Consider the following 18,022-nt stretch of genomic DNA (forward strand, 5'->3'; position numbering starts at 1 on the left):
AGAACTTAAATATGCTTAAAAAAATAAGCACGATTTTAGGGCCGATAATTTTATCGGCCCTTTCTTTTATAATCTCTTTTTTTATTGTTCAACCAATTGCAATTTATCTTGATCCTTCGTTTAATTTGCTTGCAAATCGAGGATGTGGGAAAATTGCATTTTCCGTTATGGTTTTGTATCAAATTATTTTGATGCTTCTTTTTCATTCGAAACCCCTTTTAAATAAATTTCTTGATGCTGCAATTTTTTCATTTGCTGACAAAGGAATGTTAAAAAAGTTTTTATTATTCTTTTCTATATTTTTTATTTTGCATGCGACAACTCAATTTATTTTCTTATTTTTAGGTTTTGCACATTACAACCCCGAGTGGGGATTTTTTAATTTAAAATTAATTTGGAAAATATCGTTTGCATTCTTCGTAGTATTCTTGCTTGCATGGAGCGAAGAGGCAATTTTTAGAGGGATGGTTTATAACTATTTCAATCAGTTTTTTACACCACTTCGATCAATTTTTGTTACATCATTTATTTTTATGTTAGCGCACGATCTTACAAATCCGCTGAATTTGGTTACAAAAAATTGGAAATTAGGTCTTGGTTTATTTTTACTTGGTTTTTTACTAAATCTGATTTTTGTTTTATCTGGGAAATTGTACATTTCAATCGCATCTCATATGGGACTTGTGGCATTCAAAGTTCTTCTTAGACGTGCACCTTTTATCGTTTTTGCATCGGAAGAGGTTTTACCTTTTTGGGTAAGCGCAGATTTGCGACAATCTTTTTTGGTACATCTGTTTTTTATATTGATTATTATAATTTTGATTTGTAGGAATTATAAAAAATTAGTTACTTCCTAAACAAAGTTCGGGTTTTGATTTTTCCATAATCGTTTTCATTAATTTATGATATTGGAGAATGTTTATGGCAATTTCGTTTGTTTTTTTTTCGTTGTAAAGATGCGTCGTAAGATTTCTATCATCAACCATCTGCATGCCCGTTAGGCATTCTTCTTCGTTTATAATTCCGATAGCCATAAGTTGTCTAAATATATATTTAGGAGATTTTATTTCTAAAATTATTTTCTGATTTTCTAAAAATAATTTCAAATATTTCCAGACACAATCAAAAGAATATTCAAACCTTTGAATTATGGAATCTCTAAAAATTTTTTTTAAATCTTCATTAGATATACCTGTAAAAGTTTGCTGTTTTAGAATATCGATGCTGTCTATTCCTTCTTTTAATGTTTTTAATGCTTGAATGCATGTTTCATACTTTCCATTTAGAGCTTCCATAAAACCAAATCTCCTTTTATGTTATTTTTAAATTCATTTGAAATTTCATTTAAATCTATTAAGTCAATTAAAAATGGAATATTAGATTCATCCAAATCATCTTTTATTTTTGATATTGTTATTTTTTCGATTTTATTTTTATCTTCTAAAGCGATATCTATATCAGATGTTTGTTTAAATTTTCCTTTAGCCTGTGATCCAAAAAGATAAATTTTACAGGCAGGGCAATGTTTTTCAATTATTTTAACAATTTCATTTTTATACTTTATTGCAGAGGAGTTTGATTCCATTTTTTACCCATAATTTTAATAATTGCGCATGGGGACCGTTTTTTATCGCTTATGTTTTTTGTTTTATTTAATTAACCAAGCAAATAATTACAAAATAAAGAATATCAAGTCAATTTATTGAAGTTAATTTTGTTATTATTTTGCAAAATCATTATTTTTATATTCGACTTTAATTTATTTTATCCACGTTCAACAACATTTACCACGGATCCACTTGGTGTTTTTTCTACCACAAAATGCACTGGGAAATTATCTTTGAACGAATTCAAATGTGATACAACGATTATTTTAGAAAAATCATCTTGTATTGAATAAATTGATTCCATTAGCCTGTTTAATCCTTCTTCATCTTGTGAGCCAAAACCTTCGTCGATAATTAATGTTTGAAGCGCGGTGCCTGCTCGACGTGCGAGCATTTTGGAAATCGCAATTCGAAGTGCAAAGTCGATACGAAAAGCTTCTCCACCAGAAAACATTTCATACGGTCTGATTCCTGTTGCATCGGATATTTTTATGTCTAATGTTTCTTTGACGCCGCCTTTTTTTAAATCGCGCAGAGATTCAATGAAAATTTGTGCTTGATTGTCGCTTAGTTTGGACAATATCAAATTAGCTTCTTCTTCGATTTCTGGGATTGATTCTTCGATCAAAATTGCTTGAATTCCATCTTTTCCAAGATAGCTTGCAAGCTTTTGATAATCATTTATTTCTTGGAAAACAAAGTTTAAGCGACTTTCTTTTTCAACATTTTCGTTTTTTAGATTTGAAATTCTTTTTATCGAATTTTCTAAACTTCCAATTTCTTGCAAAATCTTATTTTTTTCATTGTCGAACAGTAATAAATTTTCGTTTGAAAATTGTAGCTCTTTTTCTAATTTTATTTTTGCTTCAAATATATTACCGAATTCTAAAATCTGTTTTTCTAAGCTTTGTGATAACTTGTTTAACTCTTTTAACTCTTGATAAATTTCCGTTAATTTAATTCGACGTTCTTTTTGCGATTGGGTTTCTTTTTTTAGTTCATCGACCGCTTTAAGAGAGTTTTCTATTTTTTCAAGTTGTTCACTTACTTTTAGATAGTTTTGGTAGTCGAAATTTAGAGCGGTTTTTTGATTTTGTAGTTGCACTATCAAATTTGTGATTTCTTGTAATTCGATCTCATTTTTATCGATGTTTTGCAGCTCTTTTTCTTTTTGTGCTACGCGAATAGAAATGTTTGAAATATTTGTTTTAATTTCTTGTTTGTTCTTCTCAAGTTTTTCAATTTCGCTTGAGATTATGTTTAGAGTTGTTTGTTGTTCTAGTATTTGTTTTAGATATTGTTCTTGCAATGAATTTAATTTTTTAAAATGGTCTTCTTGAGCTTTTAATTTTTGAATCTCTTCATTTTGTGCAAACAAAAGATCTTTTAGCGTTGAAATCAAAAATGAGAACTTTTTAAGACGACGTTTTTTGAAGAGTTCTTCTTCTGCCAAAGTGGAAATTAAATACTTTTTTCGACTTGCTGTTAATAGTTGGTCGCACAGCGGGCATGATGGATTCTTTTCATCATGCATCACATGTTTTTTTCGTTCTAGTTGTACTAGTGACTCTTTAACCCAGTTTCCTTTTTGGATCCAGACATTGTAAAAGGTTCGGCGCTTATCAAAATCTTTTACTGTTTTTTCAAATTTGATTTTAAAATCGTCCTGTTTTTTAAGCTCTTTTTCTACTTCAAGCAGTTCATTTCTTGCAAGTTCTATTTTGAGTTCTAAATCTTTTTTTTGTCCTAGTTTTTCACTCGTGATGAATGTTATATTTTTAAACTCTAAATTGCTGCGGTCTAGAGTTAACTTTTCTTCATAAAATTCTTTTTCACATTTTTTCTTTATCAGATCTAGTTTTTGTTGATAAAGCATCTGATTTTTAAATATTTCTTCTTGCAGTTTTAGATCTTCTTGTTGTTGTCCGCGAAGCTGCTTTTCTATCTTTGAAAGTTCATTTTTTTGTTTTTCTAGTTCTGCTGTGTTTTCGCAATGCAGGTTTTTTTTGTGAATATCTCGCCAAACTGTTGCAAGTTCAAAGTATTTTGTTTTTTTGTTTTCTGATAGCTGTTTGTTTTCTATTAATTTATTTTGCAGCGTTTTGAGTTCATGTTCTTTTGATTGTAACTCTAGGATCTTTTTATTGAGCGAGATTATTTCATTTTTTGTAGCTTGTGATTCCAAGTTGTTTTTGCTTAGCAAAAGTTGTTGATTACTAAGCTCTTCTTTGAGCTTTTCTTCATGTATCATTTCAGATTTTAATTGGTCGATCAATGTCTGGATTTTTTCTTTTTCAACCGTAAAATTTCTAGCTTTTTCTTGAGCAATATTTTTGAGGTTTTCATATTTATTTAAGCCTAAAATATTGCACAAAATCTGTTTTCGCTCACGGGGATTTTTTTGTGAAAATTCATTTGCAAGTCCTTGGCGCAGAAATGCTGAGTTTGCAAATGTTTCGAAATCAAGCCCGAGTAATGTTTCTATTTTTTCCTGAGTTTTTTTGATCGTTTTGTCGGAGAGAGATGAAAAAGCATTTTTTTCATTATCGAATATTTCTAAATCCAAAGCTTGATAGTCGCGGCCATAAGTTTTGGCAAATTCGCGGCGAATTCTATAGATGTTGCTATTAAATTCAAACTCGACACAAACCATCATCTGAGTTTGCCCGAGTCTTATAAGTCCGCTATCTGCTTTTGCGGCGGTAGAAATTTTCCGCCCACATCCCCAAATGCCCCAAGTTAGTGCATCCAAAAGCGCAGATTTTCCATTTCCATTTTTACCTGAAAAACAGATTAATTTATGATCTTTAAAATCAATTGTCTGAATTTCACTGCCATAGCTTAAAAAATTTTTTAGTTCAATTTTTCTTGGAATCATAGTTTTTAGTAATTATTACAAATATAAAACCTTAAATTGTAGATTTATTTTTCAACTTTTTCGTAGGCTATATCTTAACATTGGTTTTAACTTTTCCAAAGCTAACTTTTATAAGGAGTTATATGCTTAAAGTCTCAAAAAAAATATTTTTACTAAGTTTAATTTTTATAGGTAATATTTTTTGCCAAGATTATCCAAATTTAACGGTTGTCATAGTTATCGATCAACTTGCAAATCATAAAGTTCAACAGCTTTTACCTTTTTTAAAAGGCGGGATAAAGTTTTTGGCAGAAAATGGAATTTATTATCAAGATGCAACATATCCATATGCGAATACTTCTACAGCACCAGGTCATGCGACGCTTGCTAGTGGTGTTACTCCAAAAGAACATGGGATTGTTGCAAATTATTGGTATGATGAAAAAGGTAAAAAAATAAAATCTATTTCTGACCTTTCCAAAAAATATCCAGTTTTTTATCGAGATGAAAAAAATACAAAATTTAAATCTGCAGCAAATATTATGGTTGATAATTTATCAGACCAAATGATTATGCAAAATAGTCCATTTAACAAAGTGTTTTCACTTTCGATGAAAGATAGAGCTGCGATAGGGATGGGTGGCAAGCTTGGAAAAACTATTTGGTTTGACTCAGTTGTGGGTAAATTTACTTCTAGCAAAGCATATTTTGATGAGTTGCCTGCTTGGCTTGATGCTTTTAACAATAAAGTATTTCCAGTAGCCGATTATTTTTGGACGCTTTGTTATCACAAAAATAGCGGCGCATACAATTTTGATGATATTGGTAACTATGCCAAAGTTGCTCAAAAACCCCTGATTGGTCAAAAAATACAATTTTTTGATGAGGCGGCTAAAGATGAAAGTGGACATGACGCTTTTTTACAATCTCCAAAATCGGATGATGTTTTGCTTGGTCTTGCACGTGAATGTTTGAACAAAGAGTTTGAAAATAAACCCAAGACTAAATTTTTACTTTGGATTTCGCTCAGCAGTTTGGATAAAGTAGGGCATATTTTCGGACCTGATAGCTTTGAATACATTGATACGATTTACCAACTTGATAAACAGATATTTGATTTTATTCAGTTTGTTTATTCCAAAGTAAATCCACAGAAAGTTCTTTTTGTTTTGACAGCAGACCATGGTACGATGTCGATCGTAGAAAATTTGAAGAAAAAAGGAATGAATGCGGAGCGATTTGATATCAAAAAAATTATTGAAAATTTAAATGTAGAAATTGAAAAAGAGTTTGCGATCAAAGAACTTGTTAAAGATTTTAAATTTCCTCAATTTTATTTGGATGAATCAAAATTAAAAGATATTGATATGGAGAAAAGGGCAAAAATTTTAAGCTTTATAAAATCTATTTTGAGGCAGCATCCTGCGATAAAACAATGTTGGACTGCTTCTGAGATATCTTCTGCTTACTACCCAGAAAATTCTTTAGAAAGCGTTTACAAAAACGATTTGTTTCCAGGGCGAAGCGGGCAAGTTTTTTGTCACATTTATCCTTACATGTACATAGAGAAATATGACACAGGTACGGGACATACATCTCCTTATGCTTACAGTAGTCAGGTACCGCTTGTTGTTTTTCAAAAAGATAAATTTGAACATAAAAAGGTTGCAAAAAGAGTTTATGTACCACAACTAGCTAACTCGCTTGCACAGGTTCTCGATGTACCTAAACCATCCGCTTCAACCTACAAAGCGTTGCCATATTTTCCTGGAAAATAGTTAAAAGTAAGAAATAAATTTAAAAATACGCTTAAATTTTAATAGCAGTGCTGTAATTTTCTACAACACTGCTATATTATTTAGCAGTTATTTAAAATTTAAAAATTAGGTTTTATTACAAATGGTTTTAGGTAAAAGATTTTTTCGATGTTTTGATTGGATTAATTTTGGTCTGATCATGGCTCTTTTGTCGCTAGGGTTGCTTTTTGTTTTTAGTGCGACCTACTCGCCAGAACATCCTATTTCACCTCTTTTTAAAAAACAGTTTTACTGGGCAATCATAGGTCTCGTTTTATATTTTGCTTTTTCGCTCAAAGATGTTCGCAAATTAGTTGATATTGGTTATCTGACATATTTTATTATTATCTTACTTTTGATTTATACACATGTTGCGGGACATGTTGCAATGGGAGGTAAACGATGGGTAAATCTATATTTTATGAAGTTTCAGCCCTCGGAACTTGCTAAATTATTTTTACCGACATTTATAGCATGTTATTTTTCAACGATTTCAAAGGTTGGAAAAATTCAAAAAAATATAACAATTTCTTTTAAAAAATCATTATTTCCACTTTCGATTTTACTTTTAAGTTTTGTATTGGTTTTGAAGCAACCTGATTTGGGTACAGCACTCTTAATTTTGTTTTCTGGAATGATTACTTTGTACGTTGCGGGCCTTGATAAAAAGATTTTTGTAATTTTTGGACTTTTAGCTGTGCTGGGGGCACCCATACTTTGGAAAACGTTAAAACCATATCAGCAGCAGCGAGTTTTGGTTTTGCTTGGTTATGGCGATATTAGAAAAGAAAGATATCAGATCGAGCAAGCGAAAATCGCGGTAGGTTCCGGTGGGATTATTGGAAAAGGTATTTTGAACGGCACGCAAAATAAATTAGCTTTTGTGCCTGAAGATCATACAGATTTTATTTTTTCAGTTTTGAGTGAAGAGCTAGGATTTTTTGGTTCACTGCTTGTGATTTTTTTATTCTTACTTTTGTTTATTCGAATTTTGATTATTATTCTTACCATTATCGATCCTACCATTCAGATTCTTGCAATTGGGCTACTTGCGCCGATTATGCTCGCCGTTTTTATAAATATTGGCATGGTTGTCGGGATTTTGCCAACCGTCGGTATAGCGCTTCCTCTGTTTAGTTATGGGGGTAGTAATCTCTGGGTCTCTATGGCTGCGCTTGGATGGTTAAATAACATTGCCATCAGGCGTTTTTATTACTAGAAAATTTTTAGGGAAAATTTAATGCCAATTTTTGTAATTTTTATTTTTTATCAAATTTTTCAAATAATAGCATTGCCATTTCTGCTGTTTTATCTTTTGCTACGCAAAATAAAAGGCAAAGTTGTTTTTGGATCATTTTGGCAAAGGGTAGGTTTGGTTCCATCTATTGGTTTGAAAAAAGATCAAAAAGTGGTTTGGTTTCACGCTGTTTCTGTTGGCGAGATTTTGTCGATTCAGAATTTAATAAAAAAGATAAAGAATAGTAATTCTAGCTTGGCTATTTATGTTACATGTGGAACTGATAGCGGCATGGCAATGGCCAAAAAATATTTGGATGCAGATTGTATCAGCTATTTACCTTTTGATTTTATTGGTTTTATTTGGCTTGCTTTTAGCAGAATAAAACCGGATTTTTTTATTGTGGTAGAGGCTGAGTATTGGCCGAGCTTGCTACTTGTTGCAAAGATGAAAAAAGTGAAAAACTTTTTGATCAATGCGCGCATCTCACCAAAGTCCGAAAAAAAATATTATGATTTGCGCCAATTTTTTTTGCCGCTTATAAATGTTTTTGATTTTGTTTATACGCAGAGCGATGCAGACAAACAAAGATTTGAAAAAATTGGTGTGAATCCAAACAAACTTACAGTTCTTGGCGATATCAAATCTTACAATGTTTTTGAAAAACAAAGAGATTTTTTGCTTGATACGAAAAATCAAATTTTTAGTTTAAAGTCGCAAGATAAAATTGTACTACTTGCAGGTTCGATCCATCCCTCTGAAGATTTGATCTATCTTGAAATGTTTAAAAAGTTAAAAGAGCAGTTTGCCAACTTGCAGCTTATCTTGGTTCCTCGTCATCTCATATGGCAGGAAAAACTTATAGCAAATGTAAAAATGCAAAATTTAAAATTCAAAGTTTGGAATGAGCAAACAGTTTTTGATGAAAACGAAATTTTGCATTCAAAAGATTTGGATCTGATTGTTGTTTTCAGACTTGGAATGCTTTTCAAGCTTTATCCGCTTTGCGATATTTTCTTTCTGGGTGGTACATTCGTACCTGTCGGTGGACATAATCTTTTGGAATCTGCTGCATGGGGAAAGCTTTCCATATTTGGTCCAAACTTTCAAAATTGTGCAGAAACCGCCAAAAAACTTTTGTCAGCAAATGCTGCTTTTGACGTTTGTGATGAAAAAGATCTTTTTGTAAAAGTTCAAAATTTATTGAATGATTCAGCACAGATCAAAACTTGCGGTGATAAAGCCAAAAATTGGCTTGCAGATGAAGCTGCAAGGGTTGAATGCGGGATCAAATCTTTGGTTGAGAAGTTTGTTTAATCTTCTAATTTTGCTAATGAGATTTTTAATAGATCTAGTGCTAGTTGCCCGGATATTACGCGTGCTTTAAATACTGAAAGCGGTTTGTCCGGCGAAGAGGAAATCAATTCGTCCATTTCTTTTTGATAATATTGTAGCCTCTGTTCTAATAATTTTTGTTGTTCTCTTTTAACTGTAATAAGATCTTTTTGGGCAATTTGAGATAAATCTGCAACATTTTGTAGGTGTTGTTGTAAATCTTGTTCACGTTGCGACATTAAATCTTCTAATGCATCTTTGGATCTTAAATTTTGTGCAGCTGTATCTTCTCCTAGCATACCTAACTGTTCTGTTGATTGTTGTTGAAGTTCTTTTGATTGTTGTACAACTGCGCTAAGTAAAAGAGTTGCCATTTGAGTATCTTTTTCAGATTCTGCTCGAAGCTCTTCCGATTTTTTTAGGTTTTCAGCATGCCTGATATCTTCTTCTTTATGTTGTTGCTCTTGCTTTTGTGATTCTTCTCGATGTTGAAGTCTTAAAGCCTCCGTTTCTTTGGCGTGTTGAGCTAATAAATCTTCTTCTAGCATGCCTAATTGTTCATTTTGTTCTGATTTAAGTTCTTTTAACTTAATTTGAGTTGACTGTTCGTTTCTAACAACTTCTTCTTTTTGACTTTGTAGTTCTGTTCTATGTTGTTGCTCTTTTTTTTGTAATTCTTGTTGGAGAGTTCTTTTTTGAAAAAATAATTCATCTTCATGTTTTTGTGCTTGTTCTTCTAGTTTTCCTTGCAATGTTGATAGCTCGTCTGTTTTTTTATCTTGTTCTGTTATCAGGAGCATTACAGATTTATGTCGCTCTTCTTCAATTTGTTGTTTTAGTAATTTTTCTTGTTGTTGTAAAGCTGCTAAATTTCTATCTTTTAATCTAAGTTCTTCGGCGTGTTGTTTTTTAAGTCCTTCTTGTTCTTGCTGAAATTCATATTCACTTTTTGGTGAATTAGCTAAAAATTTTAGGCCTTCGGTATCTTTTTTTAGATTTTTTTTAGTTTGATCGTTAGCTGGAAAACTTTCTTCTGTTCTAGCATTCTGTGTTTGCGGTATTAAATCGAAATTTGGATTTTGAGAACCGAGTAATGGTTTGTTATTTACAGCATATTGTTGTGGCGAAGTATTTTTTTTCCCTGCTTCAATTATTTCCTTTGGAGGCTGAGCTGAAAATTTTGAATAAATAAATGCAGCTATTGCCGCTGAAACTGTTGTAACTCCTGCAGCAGCGGTGAGTACGACCACTTTGGCTTGTGTTGAATATTCTGCTTTTATTTGTTGTGTTGAAAATGCACAAAAAAGTGATAAAAGTACTAAATTTCTTACTTTTTTATTATTTGTTAAATTTTTCATTAATTAACCTTTCCATCTATAGTCGATTCAGATATAAATATTTTGAAAGTTTTGTATTTAATTTTATTTCAATTTAGTATGTAGAAATCGTGTTTTTTTGTCAAAAGGGTAGGTATAGCAATTAACGTTTTGGAAGTAAAAGTATGATTTTTATAAAAAATAGTCAAAAAAAGATCAAAATCGACATAAATAAGATAGAACAAAAGCTGCAAAAACTGCTTAATTTTCTAAAAATGAAGGATTTTGATGTTTCACTTTGGTTCACAACCGACACAACGATAAGAAAGTTTAATAAAAAATATCGTAAAAAAGATAAAGCGACCGATATTTTATCTTTTCCTTACCATGTTCATCTAAAACCTGGTCAAAAAATAGAGATAAAAACTGAGGAAGATAACAATCTCGGGGATATCATAATTTCGCTAAAATTTGTGAAAAAACATTCGGAGTTGGATGGGGTTGATTTCAATTTGTATATAAATATTTTACTTGTTCATGGAATAGCACATTTGCTTGGGTATGATCATGAAACTGATAGCGACTTTAAAGTGATGCAAAAGTTTGAAAAAAGTCTTTTGTCAGAAATTTGTGGAAAAAATTAAAATTCTATTCCAAGCAGCAAATCAAATAGCCTTTGAAAATGGGGTAATTCTCCGGCAGAAACAATTTTTTAAATTGAGAAATAAATATTGATAAAGCTATAAAAGCGAGTAACCTAAATATTGTCTTCAAATAAATTTCTTCCAAAATAGTCCCCCCACGGAGTTTTAGAAGCAAGTTTATTTGAAGATCTTTTGATAAAAATTCCATGTAAATATATAGAAGTTGAGACTTTAGGGACAAAAATGAATATCGCACTTAAAAACATACAAAAATTATCATTAGAGAGTGGGTATGAACCAATTTACAGCATTATTTATGATCCAAATTATGCAACAGTAATTCATCAAACAGATATTTCAGAAGATGACAATTTTGATGAAGAAATTGAAGATGGAAGCTCTTTGGATGATGAAATAGATGGTTTTGAAGAGATTGCCGATATCTTATATTTCCCAGGTTTTGATGAAATTGCAGAAGCATAAAATAATTCACGAATAATCTATTCGGCCCGCTATTGGTTAATAATAGTTTGTTGATTTACCAAATCAGACGCCTTCTTTTCTTCGATTCTTATATTTTCAAAAAATCTGTTTATATCAAAAAATTGTATTATCATTTTTGCGTTTTCGTCGTTGCTAATTAAATAAACATTGTTTGGGAGCAAAAGATTAGCATTTTCTTGTGCTGGCAAATCTCCTTCGAAAACAAAAATATTTTTAGGCTTAGTGAGTATAGTGAGCGTTAAATCGCTAATTTTATTATCTTTTGGTAAAGCTATCTTTTTTACCGACCAATAAAGCATCTCGTTTTTGTCTTTTTTCTTTTCATACGAATACATTACGGCTTGGTCAGATGCAATTTGCGCTGTGGAAAAAGTGTTGCTGCGGATTTTGTTTAATGTGATCGGATCGGTAATTAATAGATAGATTTTGGTTGGCGGGGTGTGGCGCAAAAGGAATGTTATAAAACCTTCAGTGCTGGAATAATCTGTGTAACCGGCATAGGTTGCCATGACGCCGCTAAGTGGTGGCACAATAGAGTTTTTTAAATTTCCTTTTATTAATTTGTTATTTATTTTTTGAGGAGCTATTTGCTCTTTTGAATACTTTTCAACTTTTTGAGCTTTGTTTTTTTCAAGATCTTTTTGTATCGCTTTGATGACTTTTTCATTTGGTTGTTGCAACTGCAAAATTATATTTGGGTCACAATTTATTTTGAAAATTACTGCAATGCATAGGCAAATAATTACAAAACAGATTATCTTTGATATCTTCATTTTTATTCTCCTAATTTAACGGTTTATTTATAAATTTTAACAAATACATTTTTTATTCTTCTACAAAATTAAATTTTGATTGAAAAGGCTTTTTACATGGAAATAAATAAAAAAGAACAAACCATTTGGAACATATTTGCTGAAAGAGAAAAATTGACACCTCAGCAGCTTGAATTGTTTCAAAAATATGCTTATATGCTTATCGAATGGAACAAAAAGTTTAATTTGACAGCCATTACCGGTTTACAAGAAATAGTGACAAAGCATTTTATCGATTCATTAGCTTTGCGAAAATATGTTGATTTGAACAATGTAAAGTCTATTGGTGATATTGGGGCGGGTGCAGGATTTCCGGGTGTGCCTCTAAATATTGTGTATCCTGATTTGGGTGTGATTTTGATCGAAGTAAATCATAAAAAAATTCAATTTTTAGAAGCTTTAATTGCGCAGTTGGGATTAAAAAACATTGAAATTTGTGATCTTGATTGGCGAACATTTTTGCGAAAAACAGAAAGCGAAGTCGAATATTTTGTTTCCCGTGCAACTATGGATCCGGCAGAACTTTGCCGAATGTTTAAACCTTCATGCCCATACAAAAATAGTAAGCTTGTTTACTGGGCAACCAGCAAATTTGAAATTGATAAAAAACTGCAGGAATTTGTGCTTGATACCAAAGAATACAGTCTTGGTTACGCGGATCGAAAATTAATCTTTTTTGGATTGAAAAAATAGTTAAGAAAAAGGGGTGATTTTTATCACCCCTTTTTTATGCTTTTGATTTTATTTTAAACAGACTTTTGCCATCCAAGTTTCACCTTCTTGTAGCAAACTTGGAGCTTCTAGTTTTTCTTCTTTGTATATTATCTGTTTTGCATTTGTTACACCCAAAATCACATTTTCTTCAGATTTAATTAGATCGAATGTTTTGCTATCACTTCCAAAGATTTGTAACTCTTTAAGCTCGGTTTTGAGCGAGAGCGCTTTTTCACTTTTTAGTTTTCTTACCTGACCAATTATGTTTACTAATTCATCGAAGATAGTTGCGCTATTTGTAAATTCATAAGAAAAGCGTTTAGCATCCAATTTTGTTTGGTGCAGTGAGATGTGATCTTCTTTGTCTTTATAAATAATTTGGTAGATAGATTCGCTGATGTAAGGAACAAATGGTGCAAAAAGTTGTAATATTCCAAATCCAACTTCATAAAGTGCAAAGCGTGTGCTTTCAATCTCTTTTTTTGAATACTTATCTGGATTAAAGAATTGGTCTTTAACAAGTTCAAGGTAGTTATCACAGAAAATTTGCCAGAAAAATGTTTCGATTTCTTGGAGCGCTGCTGTGTATTCGTAAGTATCAAATTGTTTTATGTACTGCGCATATGTTTGGCTAAATTTGTGTAAAAGCCACTGATTTAATTTACCATGTTTGATATTTTCTGATTTTTCATAATTTGCGATATGTTCTTTGCAAAATCTAAATGCGTTCCAAAGTTTTGTTACAAGTCTATTTCCAATTTTTAGCTGTGTATCATTTAGTATTGTATCGCATCCAAGTCTTCCGTTTGCTGACCAATAGCGAATAGTATCTGTTGGGTAAAGCTCGAGCATAGATTGTGGAGTGAACTTTGCATTGCCTTTGGACTTTGAAATTTTTTCTTTGCCATCCGCCGTTACATAACCCGAAAGAGCAATGGTTGTCCATGGTAATGTTTTGTTATGATAATGCGCTTTTACGATTGTATAAAAAGCCCAAGTGCGAATGATGTCATGTGCTTGTGGTCGTAAACTCATAGGCATCTTTATACCAACATCATTTTGCGGCCAGTTTGCGTTTAGCTGGGGGGTTAATGCTGATGTCGCCCAAGTGTCCATGACATCTGTTTCAGCTTTTATATTTGTGCTGCCACATTTATCACATTTTCCTGCAGGATATGTAGTTTCTTGTGGATCGATTGGAAGATCTTTTTCTTGTGCGAGCAATGTGCAACCACAATCTTGACAATGCCAAACTGGAAATGGAACGCCATAAAATCTCTGGCGTGAGATGCACCAATCCCAAGCTAGGTTTTCTACCCAGTCGTTGTAGCGTGATTGCATAAATTTTGGTTTCCACTCAATTTTGTTTGCAGCGTCTATAAACTCTTGTTTGTGGTCCAATATTTTGATAAACCATTGTGTCAAAATTAAATATTCGATTTCTTGTTTGCAACGTTCGTGAGTGTTAACAGGGTGTGTAATTTGTTTTTGTGCTAAAAGTTTTCCGCTTTCTTTGAGTAATTCTAAAATCTTTTTGCGTGCATCGTGAACTCTTAATCCTTCAAGCTGTCCGCTTTTGGCTGTCCATTTACCATCGAAGCCGATGATTTGAATAAACGGTAAATTGTACTTTTTCTGCCACCAGATGTCGGTTTGATCACCGAACGTGCAGCACATTACTAGACCGGTTCCTTTTTCGACGCTTACCTTTTCATCAGGTAAAATTTGTACTTTTTGGTTGTAGATTGGTGTGATTGCATATTTGTTTTTTAAATGTGAATAACGAGAATCTGAAGGATTGTAAAAAATAGCAACGCATGCAGCAAGAAGTTCTGGCCTTGTGGTAGAAATCGTAAGTTTTTCGCCGGTTTCTGTTTCAAATTCTATGTCGTTGAAAGTTGATGAAACATCTATATTTTCAAGTTCTGCTTGAGCAACTGTTGTTTGGCAAGTTGTGCAGTAAAGTGATGGTTCATCTTTGCGATAAACAAGATTTTTTTTATAAAGATCTAAAAATGAAATTTGAGAAATCTTACGACTTTTTGGAGAAATTGTGGAATAAATTAAATTCCAGTCAATTGAAAGCCCCATAGTTTTCCAAAGTTCTTCAAACTGCTTTTCAGCTTCGTGTGATTCTTTTAGGCATAGTTCGATGAAATCTGATCTTTTCATCATTTTGCCTTTGATCTGATGTTTTTTCTCAACAAATTTCTCTGTTGCAAGCCCATTGTCATCAAATCCCATTGGGTAAAAAACATTGAATCCGCGCATTCTCTTGTAGCGGGCAATCAAATCTTGCTGGGTATAAGAGTACATGTGTCCCATGTGCAAACTGCCGGAAACTGTTGGCGGAGGAGTATCGATGCTAAAAAGTTCTTTTTTTGAATCTTTATCAAATTCGTTAATTTTATTTTCTTCCCAAAGCTTTCTTGCTTGTGGTTCAAAAATCTTATGATCAAAATTCTTTTCCATTATTTCCCTTTTAAACGTTAAATTTTATGTTTAACAGGTCGCCGTCTTGAACGATATAGTTTTTACCTTCCGTTCTAAGTTTACCTTCTGTTTTCAATTTTTGTTCGCTGCCGTATTTGAAAATATCTTCACAGTTATAAACTTCTGCGCAGATAAATCCTCGTTGTAGATCTGAGTGAATTTCGCCTGCAGCTTGTGGTACTTTGGTACCATTTACAATGCTCCATGCATGTGCTTCTTTGGGACCGCATGTGAAGAATGTTATTAGACCGAGAGCGCAGTAACTTTTTTTGATAATATTTGTTAGGCCGTTTTCTGTTATGCCAAGAGATTCTTTAAATTCGCTTGCTTCTTCATCGCTTAATTGTGAAAGCTCAGATTCGATTTTGGCAGAAACTGCTGTTACCTTTTTTTCTCCAAATGTTGCAACTAATTTTTGATAGTGCGGGTTATTTTCATAGCCCTTTCCACCAAACTCATCTTCTGCGACATTTGCGATGATCAAAAAGTTTTTGCCACTTATTGGTGAAAGTGAATGAAAGCCTTCAGCTTTTGCTTCAAGTGAAAGTTGCTGAATTTGTTTTAAGTTTCCTTCGCTTAGAGCAAGTTTCATCTTTTTGAAAAGTTCATATTCTTTTTCTAGTTTTTCGATCTCTTGGCTATTACTTTGTTTGCTTTTAGCGGCTTTGATATTTTTTATAATTTTATCTTCACGTTTTTCTAGAGATTCAAGATCTTTTAGCATTAGCTCCGCGTTGATGACTTCAAAATCTTCGATCGGATCTATTTTGTTGTGGACGTGGGTAATATTTTTGTCTTCGAAGCAACGCAAAACGTGCAAAATAAGATCAACTTCTGCTACATGGCTCAGAAATTGATTACCAAGTCCTTCGCCTTTGGATGCGCCCTTTACAAGACCTGCTATGTCTACGAATTTTACGACAGTTGGTAGTTTTTTACCGGAGCCAAATATTTTTGCAAGTTTGTCCAAGCGTTCATCTGGTACTTCTGTGATAGCTAAATGTGGATCGATGGTGCAAAAAGGATAATTTTCGGCAGGGATACTAGATTTTGTAAGCGCGTTAAATAAAGTTGATTTTCCAACGTTTGGAAGCCCAACGAGTCCAGCTTGAATTGCCATAAGTTCAAAAACCTTTCATTATGAAGGTGAAATTTACTAATTTTGTGAAAAATTAAAAGCTTTTTTTAGCTTAGCAGCTTTTAGATATTTTTTAAGCGTCGATTGCTTAAGTTTTTATTAAATGTAGGAGATAAAAATGAATTCAAGAAAACCAGAGTATAAAATTTCACCAATAATTTTGAACCGATGGTCATCTCGTGCTATGTCTGGTGAGGAAATCACAAATGATGAGCTAATGAGTTTGTTCGAAGCTGCAAAATGGGCACAATCATCCTACAACGCACAGCCTTGGAGATTTATTTATGCAAAACGAAATAGTAAAAATTGGCAAAATTTTTTTGATCTGTTAATTCCTTTTAATCAAGGCTGGTGCAAAAATGCAGCTGTTTTGATAATCGTCGTTTCGCGCAAAAATTTTGAATTCAACGATAAATTTTCAGTTACACATTCTTTTGATACCGGTGCTGCATGCGAAAATATGGCTTTGCAAGGATCTATAAATGGGTTAGTTGTGCACGCGATGGGAAGTTTTGATTATGAAGGGGCAGCAAAAGCAATTAATCTGCCAGATAAATTCGAAGTGAATGCAATGTTTGCGATTGGAAAGCCGGGAAAAGTAGAAGATCTACCAAAAGAGATGCAAGAGCGAGAGGTAATGTCGGACCGTAAAAAACTCAAAGAAATTGTATTTGAAGGCGAATTTAGCAAATAAATGGTCGTTTGTATTTATCGAATAATTTATATTTAATAGTGTACCGATCTTCTTAAATTAAAATGGGAGTTTGCGAAAGGGTTTCTTTGATCTGTCAAAAAACAATCGAAAAAATTGATGAATTAAAAAAACAAATTGAACGGCTTGAACCTCTAAGTTTTGAAACATTAAAAATGTTAAAAGAATATTTTAAGATCGGTTTGACCTATTCTAGTAATGCTATCGAAGGAAACTCTTTAACGGAAACAGAAACAAAAATAATTTTAGAAGATGGAATCACAATCGGTGGGAAAACCCTAAAAGAGCATTTTGAAGTTGTTGGTCATGGAGAAGCATATAATTTTTTATATGATTTGATAAAAAAGGATGAAATTTCTCAGGAAGATATTTTAACGTTACACAAGCTTTTTTATTATCGCATTGATGAGAAAAATGCGGGTATTTATCGTAAAATAAAAGTTATTATTACTGGCACAGACTTTATTCCACCATCTCCTGATAAAGTTCCACAATTAATGTCCCAATTTATTAAACAAATCCCACAACTGCGCAAATCAATGCATCCTGTAGAATTTGCAGCAATTTTACATAAAGAATTTGTTGAAATACATCCTTTTGTCGATGGTAATGGGCGGACGGCAAGATTACTCATGAATTTAGTTTTGATGCAAACTGGCTATGTTATTACGATTATTCCTCCAGTTTTACGTCGAGATTATATGGATTGTTTAAGGGCAGCAAATAAAGGGGATTCTTCTCTTTTTGTAAGTTTTATTTCAAATATGGTTTATGAAGCGATGAAAGATTATTTGAGATTGATTAATTCGCTTGAATAAAAAAGGGGACAAATTTTGTCCCCTTTTTTTAAGATAAGG

16 protein-coding genes are annotated in these 18,022 nt (G+C 32.4%); 9 read left to right on the top strand and 7 right to left on the bottom strand.

Features of this window, described 5'->3' with window-relative positions; genetic code table 11:
- Positions 1-11: 11 nt before the first annotated feature.
- Complete coding sequence (locus tag DEA20_00910; protein ID HBS47748.1) at positions 12-857, top strand: hypothetical protein; 846 nt, start codon at positions 12-14, stop codon at positions 855-857.
- On the opposite strand, the gene DEA20_00915 is transcribed toward DEA20_00910, so the two are convergent.
- The 3 genes from DEA20_00915 to DEA20_00925 form a co-directional block, all read right to left on the bottom strand.
- On the bottom strand, positions 843-1,295 hold the full coding sequence (locus DEA20_00915; GenBank protein HBS47749.1) for a hypothetical protein: 453 nt from the start codon (positions 1,293-1,295) through the stop codon (positions 843-845). The two genes, DEA20_00910 and DEA20_00915, sit on opposite strands and share 15 nt — an antisense overlap.
- Positions 1,283-1,585: a nucleotidyltransferase domain-containing protein gene (locus tag DEA20_00920; protein HBS47750.1), complete on the bottom strand. Its 303-nt coding sequence runs from the start codon at positions 1,583-1,585 to the stop codon at positions 1,283-1,285. Before DEA20_00920 ends, DEA20_00915 begins: the two co-directional genes overlap by 13 nt.
- Before the next feature lie 179 nt (positions 1,586-1,764).
- Positions 1,765-4,485: a hypothetical protein gene (locus DEA20_00925; GenBank protein ID HBS47751.1), complete on the bottom strand. Its 2,721-nt coding sequence runs from the start codon at positions 4,483-4,485 to the stop codon at positions 1,765-1,767.
- 122 nt (positions 4,486-4,607) lie between these two features.
- Here DEA20_00925 and DEA20_00930 point away from each other — a divergent pair, with 122 nt between their 5' ends.
- The 3 genes from DEA20_00930 to DEA20_00940 all read left to right on the top strand — a co-directional run bounded on the left by DEA20_00930 (position 4,608) and on the right by DEA20_00940 (position 8,814).
- Complete coding sequence (locus DEA20_00930) at positions 4,608-6,242, top strand: hypothetical protein (protein HBS47752.1); 1,635 nt, start codon at positions 4,608-4,610, stop codon at positions 6,240-6,242.
- A gap of 121 nt (positions 6,243-6,363) precedes the next feature.
- Entirely contained in the window at positions 6,364-7,479 is a 1,116-nt protein-coding gene (locus DEA20_00935) for a rod shape-determining protein RodA (GenBank protein HBS47753.1), read from the top strand.
- Between the two features lie 21 nt (positions 7,480-7,500).
- Positions 7,501-8,814 (top strand): hypothetical protein, encoded by a 1,314-nt coding sequence (locus tag DEA20_00940; GenBank protein HBS47754.1) that lies wholly within the window; start codon positions 7,501-7,503, stop codon positions 8,812-8,814.
- On the opposite strand, the gene DEA20_00945 is transcribed toward DEA20_00940, so the two are convergent.
- Complete coding sequence (locus tag DEA20_00945; GenBank protein ID HBS47755.1) at positions 8,811-10,190, bottom strand: hypothetical protein; 1,380 nt, start codon at positions 10,188-10,190, stop codon at positions 8,811-8,813. The genes DEA20_00940 and DEA20_00945 overlap by 4 nt on opposite strands.
- 143 nt (positions 10,191-10,333) lie before the next feature.
- Here DEA20_00945 and ybeY point away from each other — a divergent pair, with 143 nt between their 5' ends.
- Together ybeY and DEA20_00955 are read left to right on the top strand one after the other, a co-directional pair.
- On the top strand, positions 10,334-10,792 hold the full coding sequence (ybeY, locus tag DEA20_00950) for an rRNA maturation RNase YbeY (GenBank protein ID HBS47756.1): 459 nt from the start codon (positions 10,334-10,336) through the stop codon (positions 10,790-10,792).
- 243 nt (positions 10,793-11,035) lie between these two features.
- The gene (locus DEA20_00955; protein ID HBS47757.1) at positions 11,036-11,275 is read left to right on the top strand and encodes a hypothetical protein; all 240 of its coding nucleotides are present in this window, start codon (positions 11,036-11,038) and stop codon (positions 11,273-11,275) included.
- 29 nt (positions 11,276-11,304) lie between these two features.
- Here the strand turns inward: DEA20_00955 and DEA20_00960 are convergent, their stop codons facing one another.
- Positions 11,305-12,069: a hypothetical protein gene (locus DEA20_00960; protein HBS47758.1), complete on the bottom strand. Its 765-nt coding sequence runs from the start codon at positions 12,067-12,069 to the stop codon at positions 11,305-11,307.
- A gap of 96 nt (positions 12,070-12,165) precedes the next feature.
- Here DEA20_00960 and rsmG point away from each other — a divergent pair, with 96 nt between their 5' ends.
- Positions 12,166-12,801 (top strand): 16S rRNA (guanine(527)-N(7))-methyltransferase RsmG, encoded by a 636-nt coding sequence (gene rsmG, locus DEA20_00965; protein ID HBS47759.1) that lies wholly within the window; start codon positions 12,166-12,168, stop codon positions 12,799-12,801.
- Between the two features lie 48 nt (positions 12,802-12,849).
- Here the strand turns inward: rsmG and DEA20_00970 are convergent, their stop codons facing one another.
- A complete protein-coding gene (locus DEA20_00970; protein ID HBS47760.1) occupies positions 12,850-15,294 on the bottom strand; it encodes a valine--tRNA ligase in 2,445 nt (814 codons plus the stop codon).
- Positions 15,295-15,304: 10 nt separating this feature from the next.
- Positions 15,305-16,435 (bottom strand): redox-regulated ATPase YchF, encoded by a 1,131-nt coding sequence (locus DEA20_00975; protein ID HBS47761.1) that lies wholly within the window; start codon positions 16,433-16,435, stop codon positions 15,305-15,307.
- A gap of 136 nt (positions 16,436-16,571) precedes the next feature.
- Here DEA20_00975 and DEA20_00980 point away from each other — a divergent pair, with 136 nt between their 5' ends.
- Entirely contained in the window at positions 16,572-17,147 is a 576-nt protein-coding gene (locus tag DEA20_00980; GenBank protein ID HBS47762.1) for a nitroreductase, read from the top strand.
- A gap of 62 nt (positions 17,148-17,209) precedes the next feature.
- Positions 17,210-17,983 carry a cell filamentation protein Fic gene (locus tag DEA20_00985; protein ID HBS47763.1) on the top strand — a complete coding sequence of 258 codons (774 nt, stop codon included), beginning with the start codon at positions 17,210-17,212 and terminating at the stop codon, positions 17,981-17,983.
- Positions 17,984-18,022 lie beyond the last annotated feature (39 nt).

The organism is Candidatus Dependentiae bacterium (genome assembly GCA_003511165.1).
Taxonomy (GTDB): domain Bacteria; phylum Babelota; class Babeliae; order Babelales; family UBA12411; genus UBA12411.

Excerpts from the sequence above, each read along its gene's own strand:
- DEA20_00910 (HBS47748.1), top strand. The coding sequence starts at position 12 with ATGCTTAAAAAAATAAGCACGATTTTAGGGCCGATAATTTTATCGGCC.
- DEA20_00915 (HBS47749.1), bottom strand. The coding sequence starts at position 1,295 with ATGGAAGCTCTAAATGGAAAGTATGAAACATGCATTCAAGCATTAAAA.
- DEA20_00920 (HBS47750.1), bottom strand. The coding sequence starts at position 1,585 with ATGGAATCAAACTCCTCTGCAATAAAGTATAAAAATGAAATTGTTAAA.
- DEA20_00925 (HBS47751.1), bottom strand. The coding sequence starts at position 4,485 with ATGATTCCAAGAAAAATTGAACTAAAAAATTTTTTAAGCTATGGCAGT.
- DEA20_00930 (HBS47752.1), top strand. The coding sequence starts at position 4,608 with ATGCTTAAAGTCTCAAAAAAAATATTTTTACTAAGTTTAATTTTTATA.
- DEA20_00935 (HBS47753.1), top strand. The coding sequence starts at position 6,364 with ATGGTTTTAGGTAAAAGATTTTTTCGATGTTTTGATTGGATTAATTTT.
- DEA20_00940 (HBS47754.1), top strand. The coding sequence starts at position 7,501 with ATGCCAATTTTTGTAATTTTTATTTTTTATCAAATTTTTCAAATAATA.
- DEA20_00945 (HBS47755.1), bottom strand. The coding sequence starts at position 10,190 with ATGAAAAATTTAACAAATAATAAAAAAGTAAGAAATTTAGTACTTTTA.
- ybeY (HBS47756.1), top strand. The coding sequence starts at position 10,334 with ATGATTTTTATAAAAAATAGTCAAAAAAAGATCAAAATCGACATAAAT.
- DEA20_00955 (HBS47757.1), top strand. The coding sequence starts at position 11,036 with ATGAATATCGCACTTAAAAACATACAAAAATTATCATTAGAGAGTGGG.
- DEA20_00960 (HBS47758.1), bottom strand. The coding sequence starts at position 12,069 with ATGAAGATATCAAAGATAATCTGTTTTGTAATTATTTGCCTATGCATT.
- rsmG (HBS47759.1), top strand. The coding sequence starts at position 12,166 with ATGGAAATAAATAAAAAAGAACAAACCATTTGGAACATATTTGCTGAA.
- DEA20_00970 (HBS47760.1), bottom strand. The coding sequence starts at position 15,294 with ATGGAAAAGAATTTTGATCATAAGATTTTTGAACCACAAGCAAGAAAG.
- DEA20_00975 (HBS47761.1), bottom strand. The coding sequence starts at position 16,435 with ATGGCAATTCAAGCTGGACTCGTTGGGCTTCCAAACGTTGGAAAATCA.
- DEA20_00980 (HBS47762.1), top strand. The coding sequence starts at position 16,572 with ATGAATTCAAGAAAACCAGAGTATAAAATTTCACCAATAATTTTGAAC.
- DEA20_00985 (HBS47763.1), top strand. The coding sequence starts at position 17,210 with ATGGGAGTTTGCGAAAGGGTTTCTTTGATCTGTCAAAAAACAATCGAA.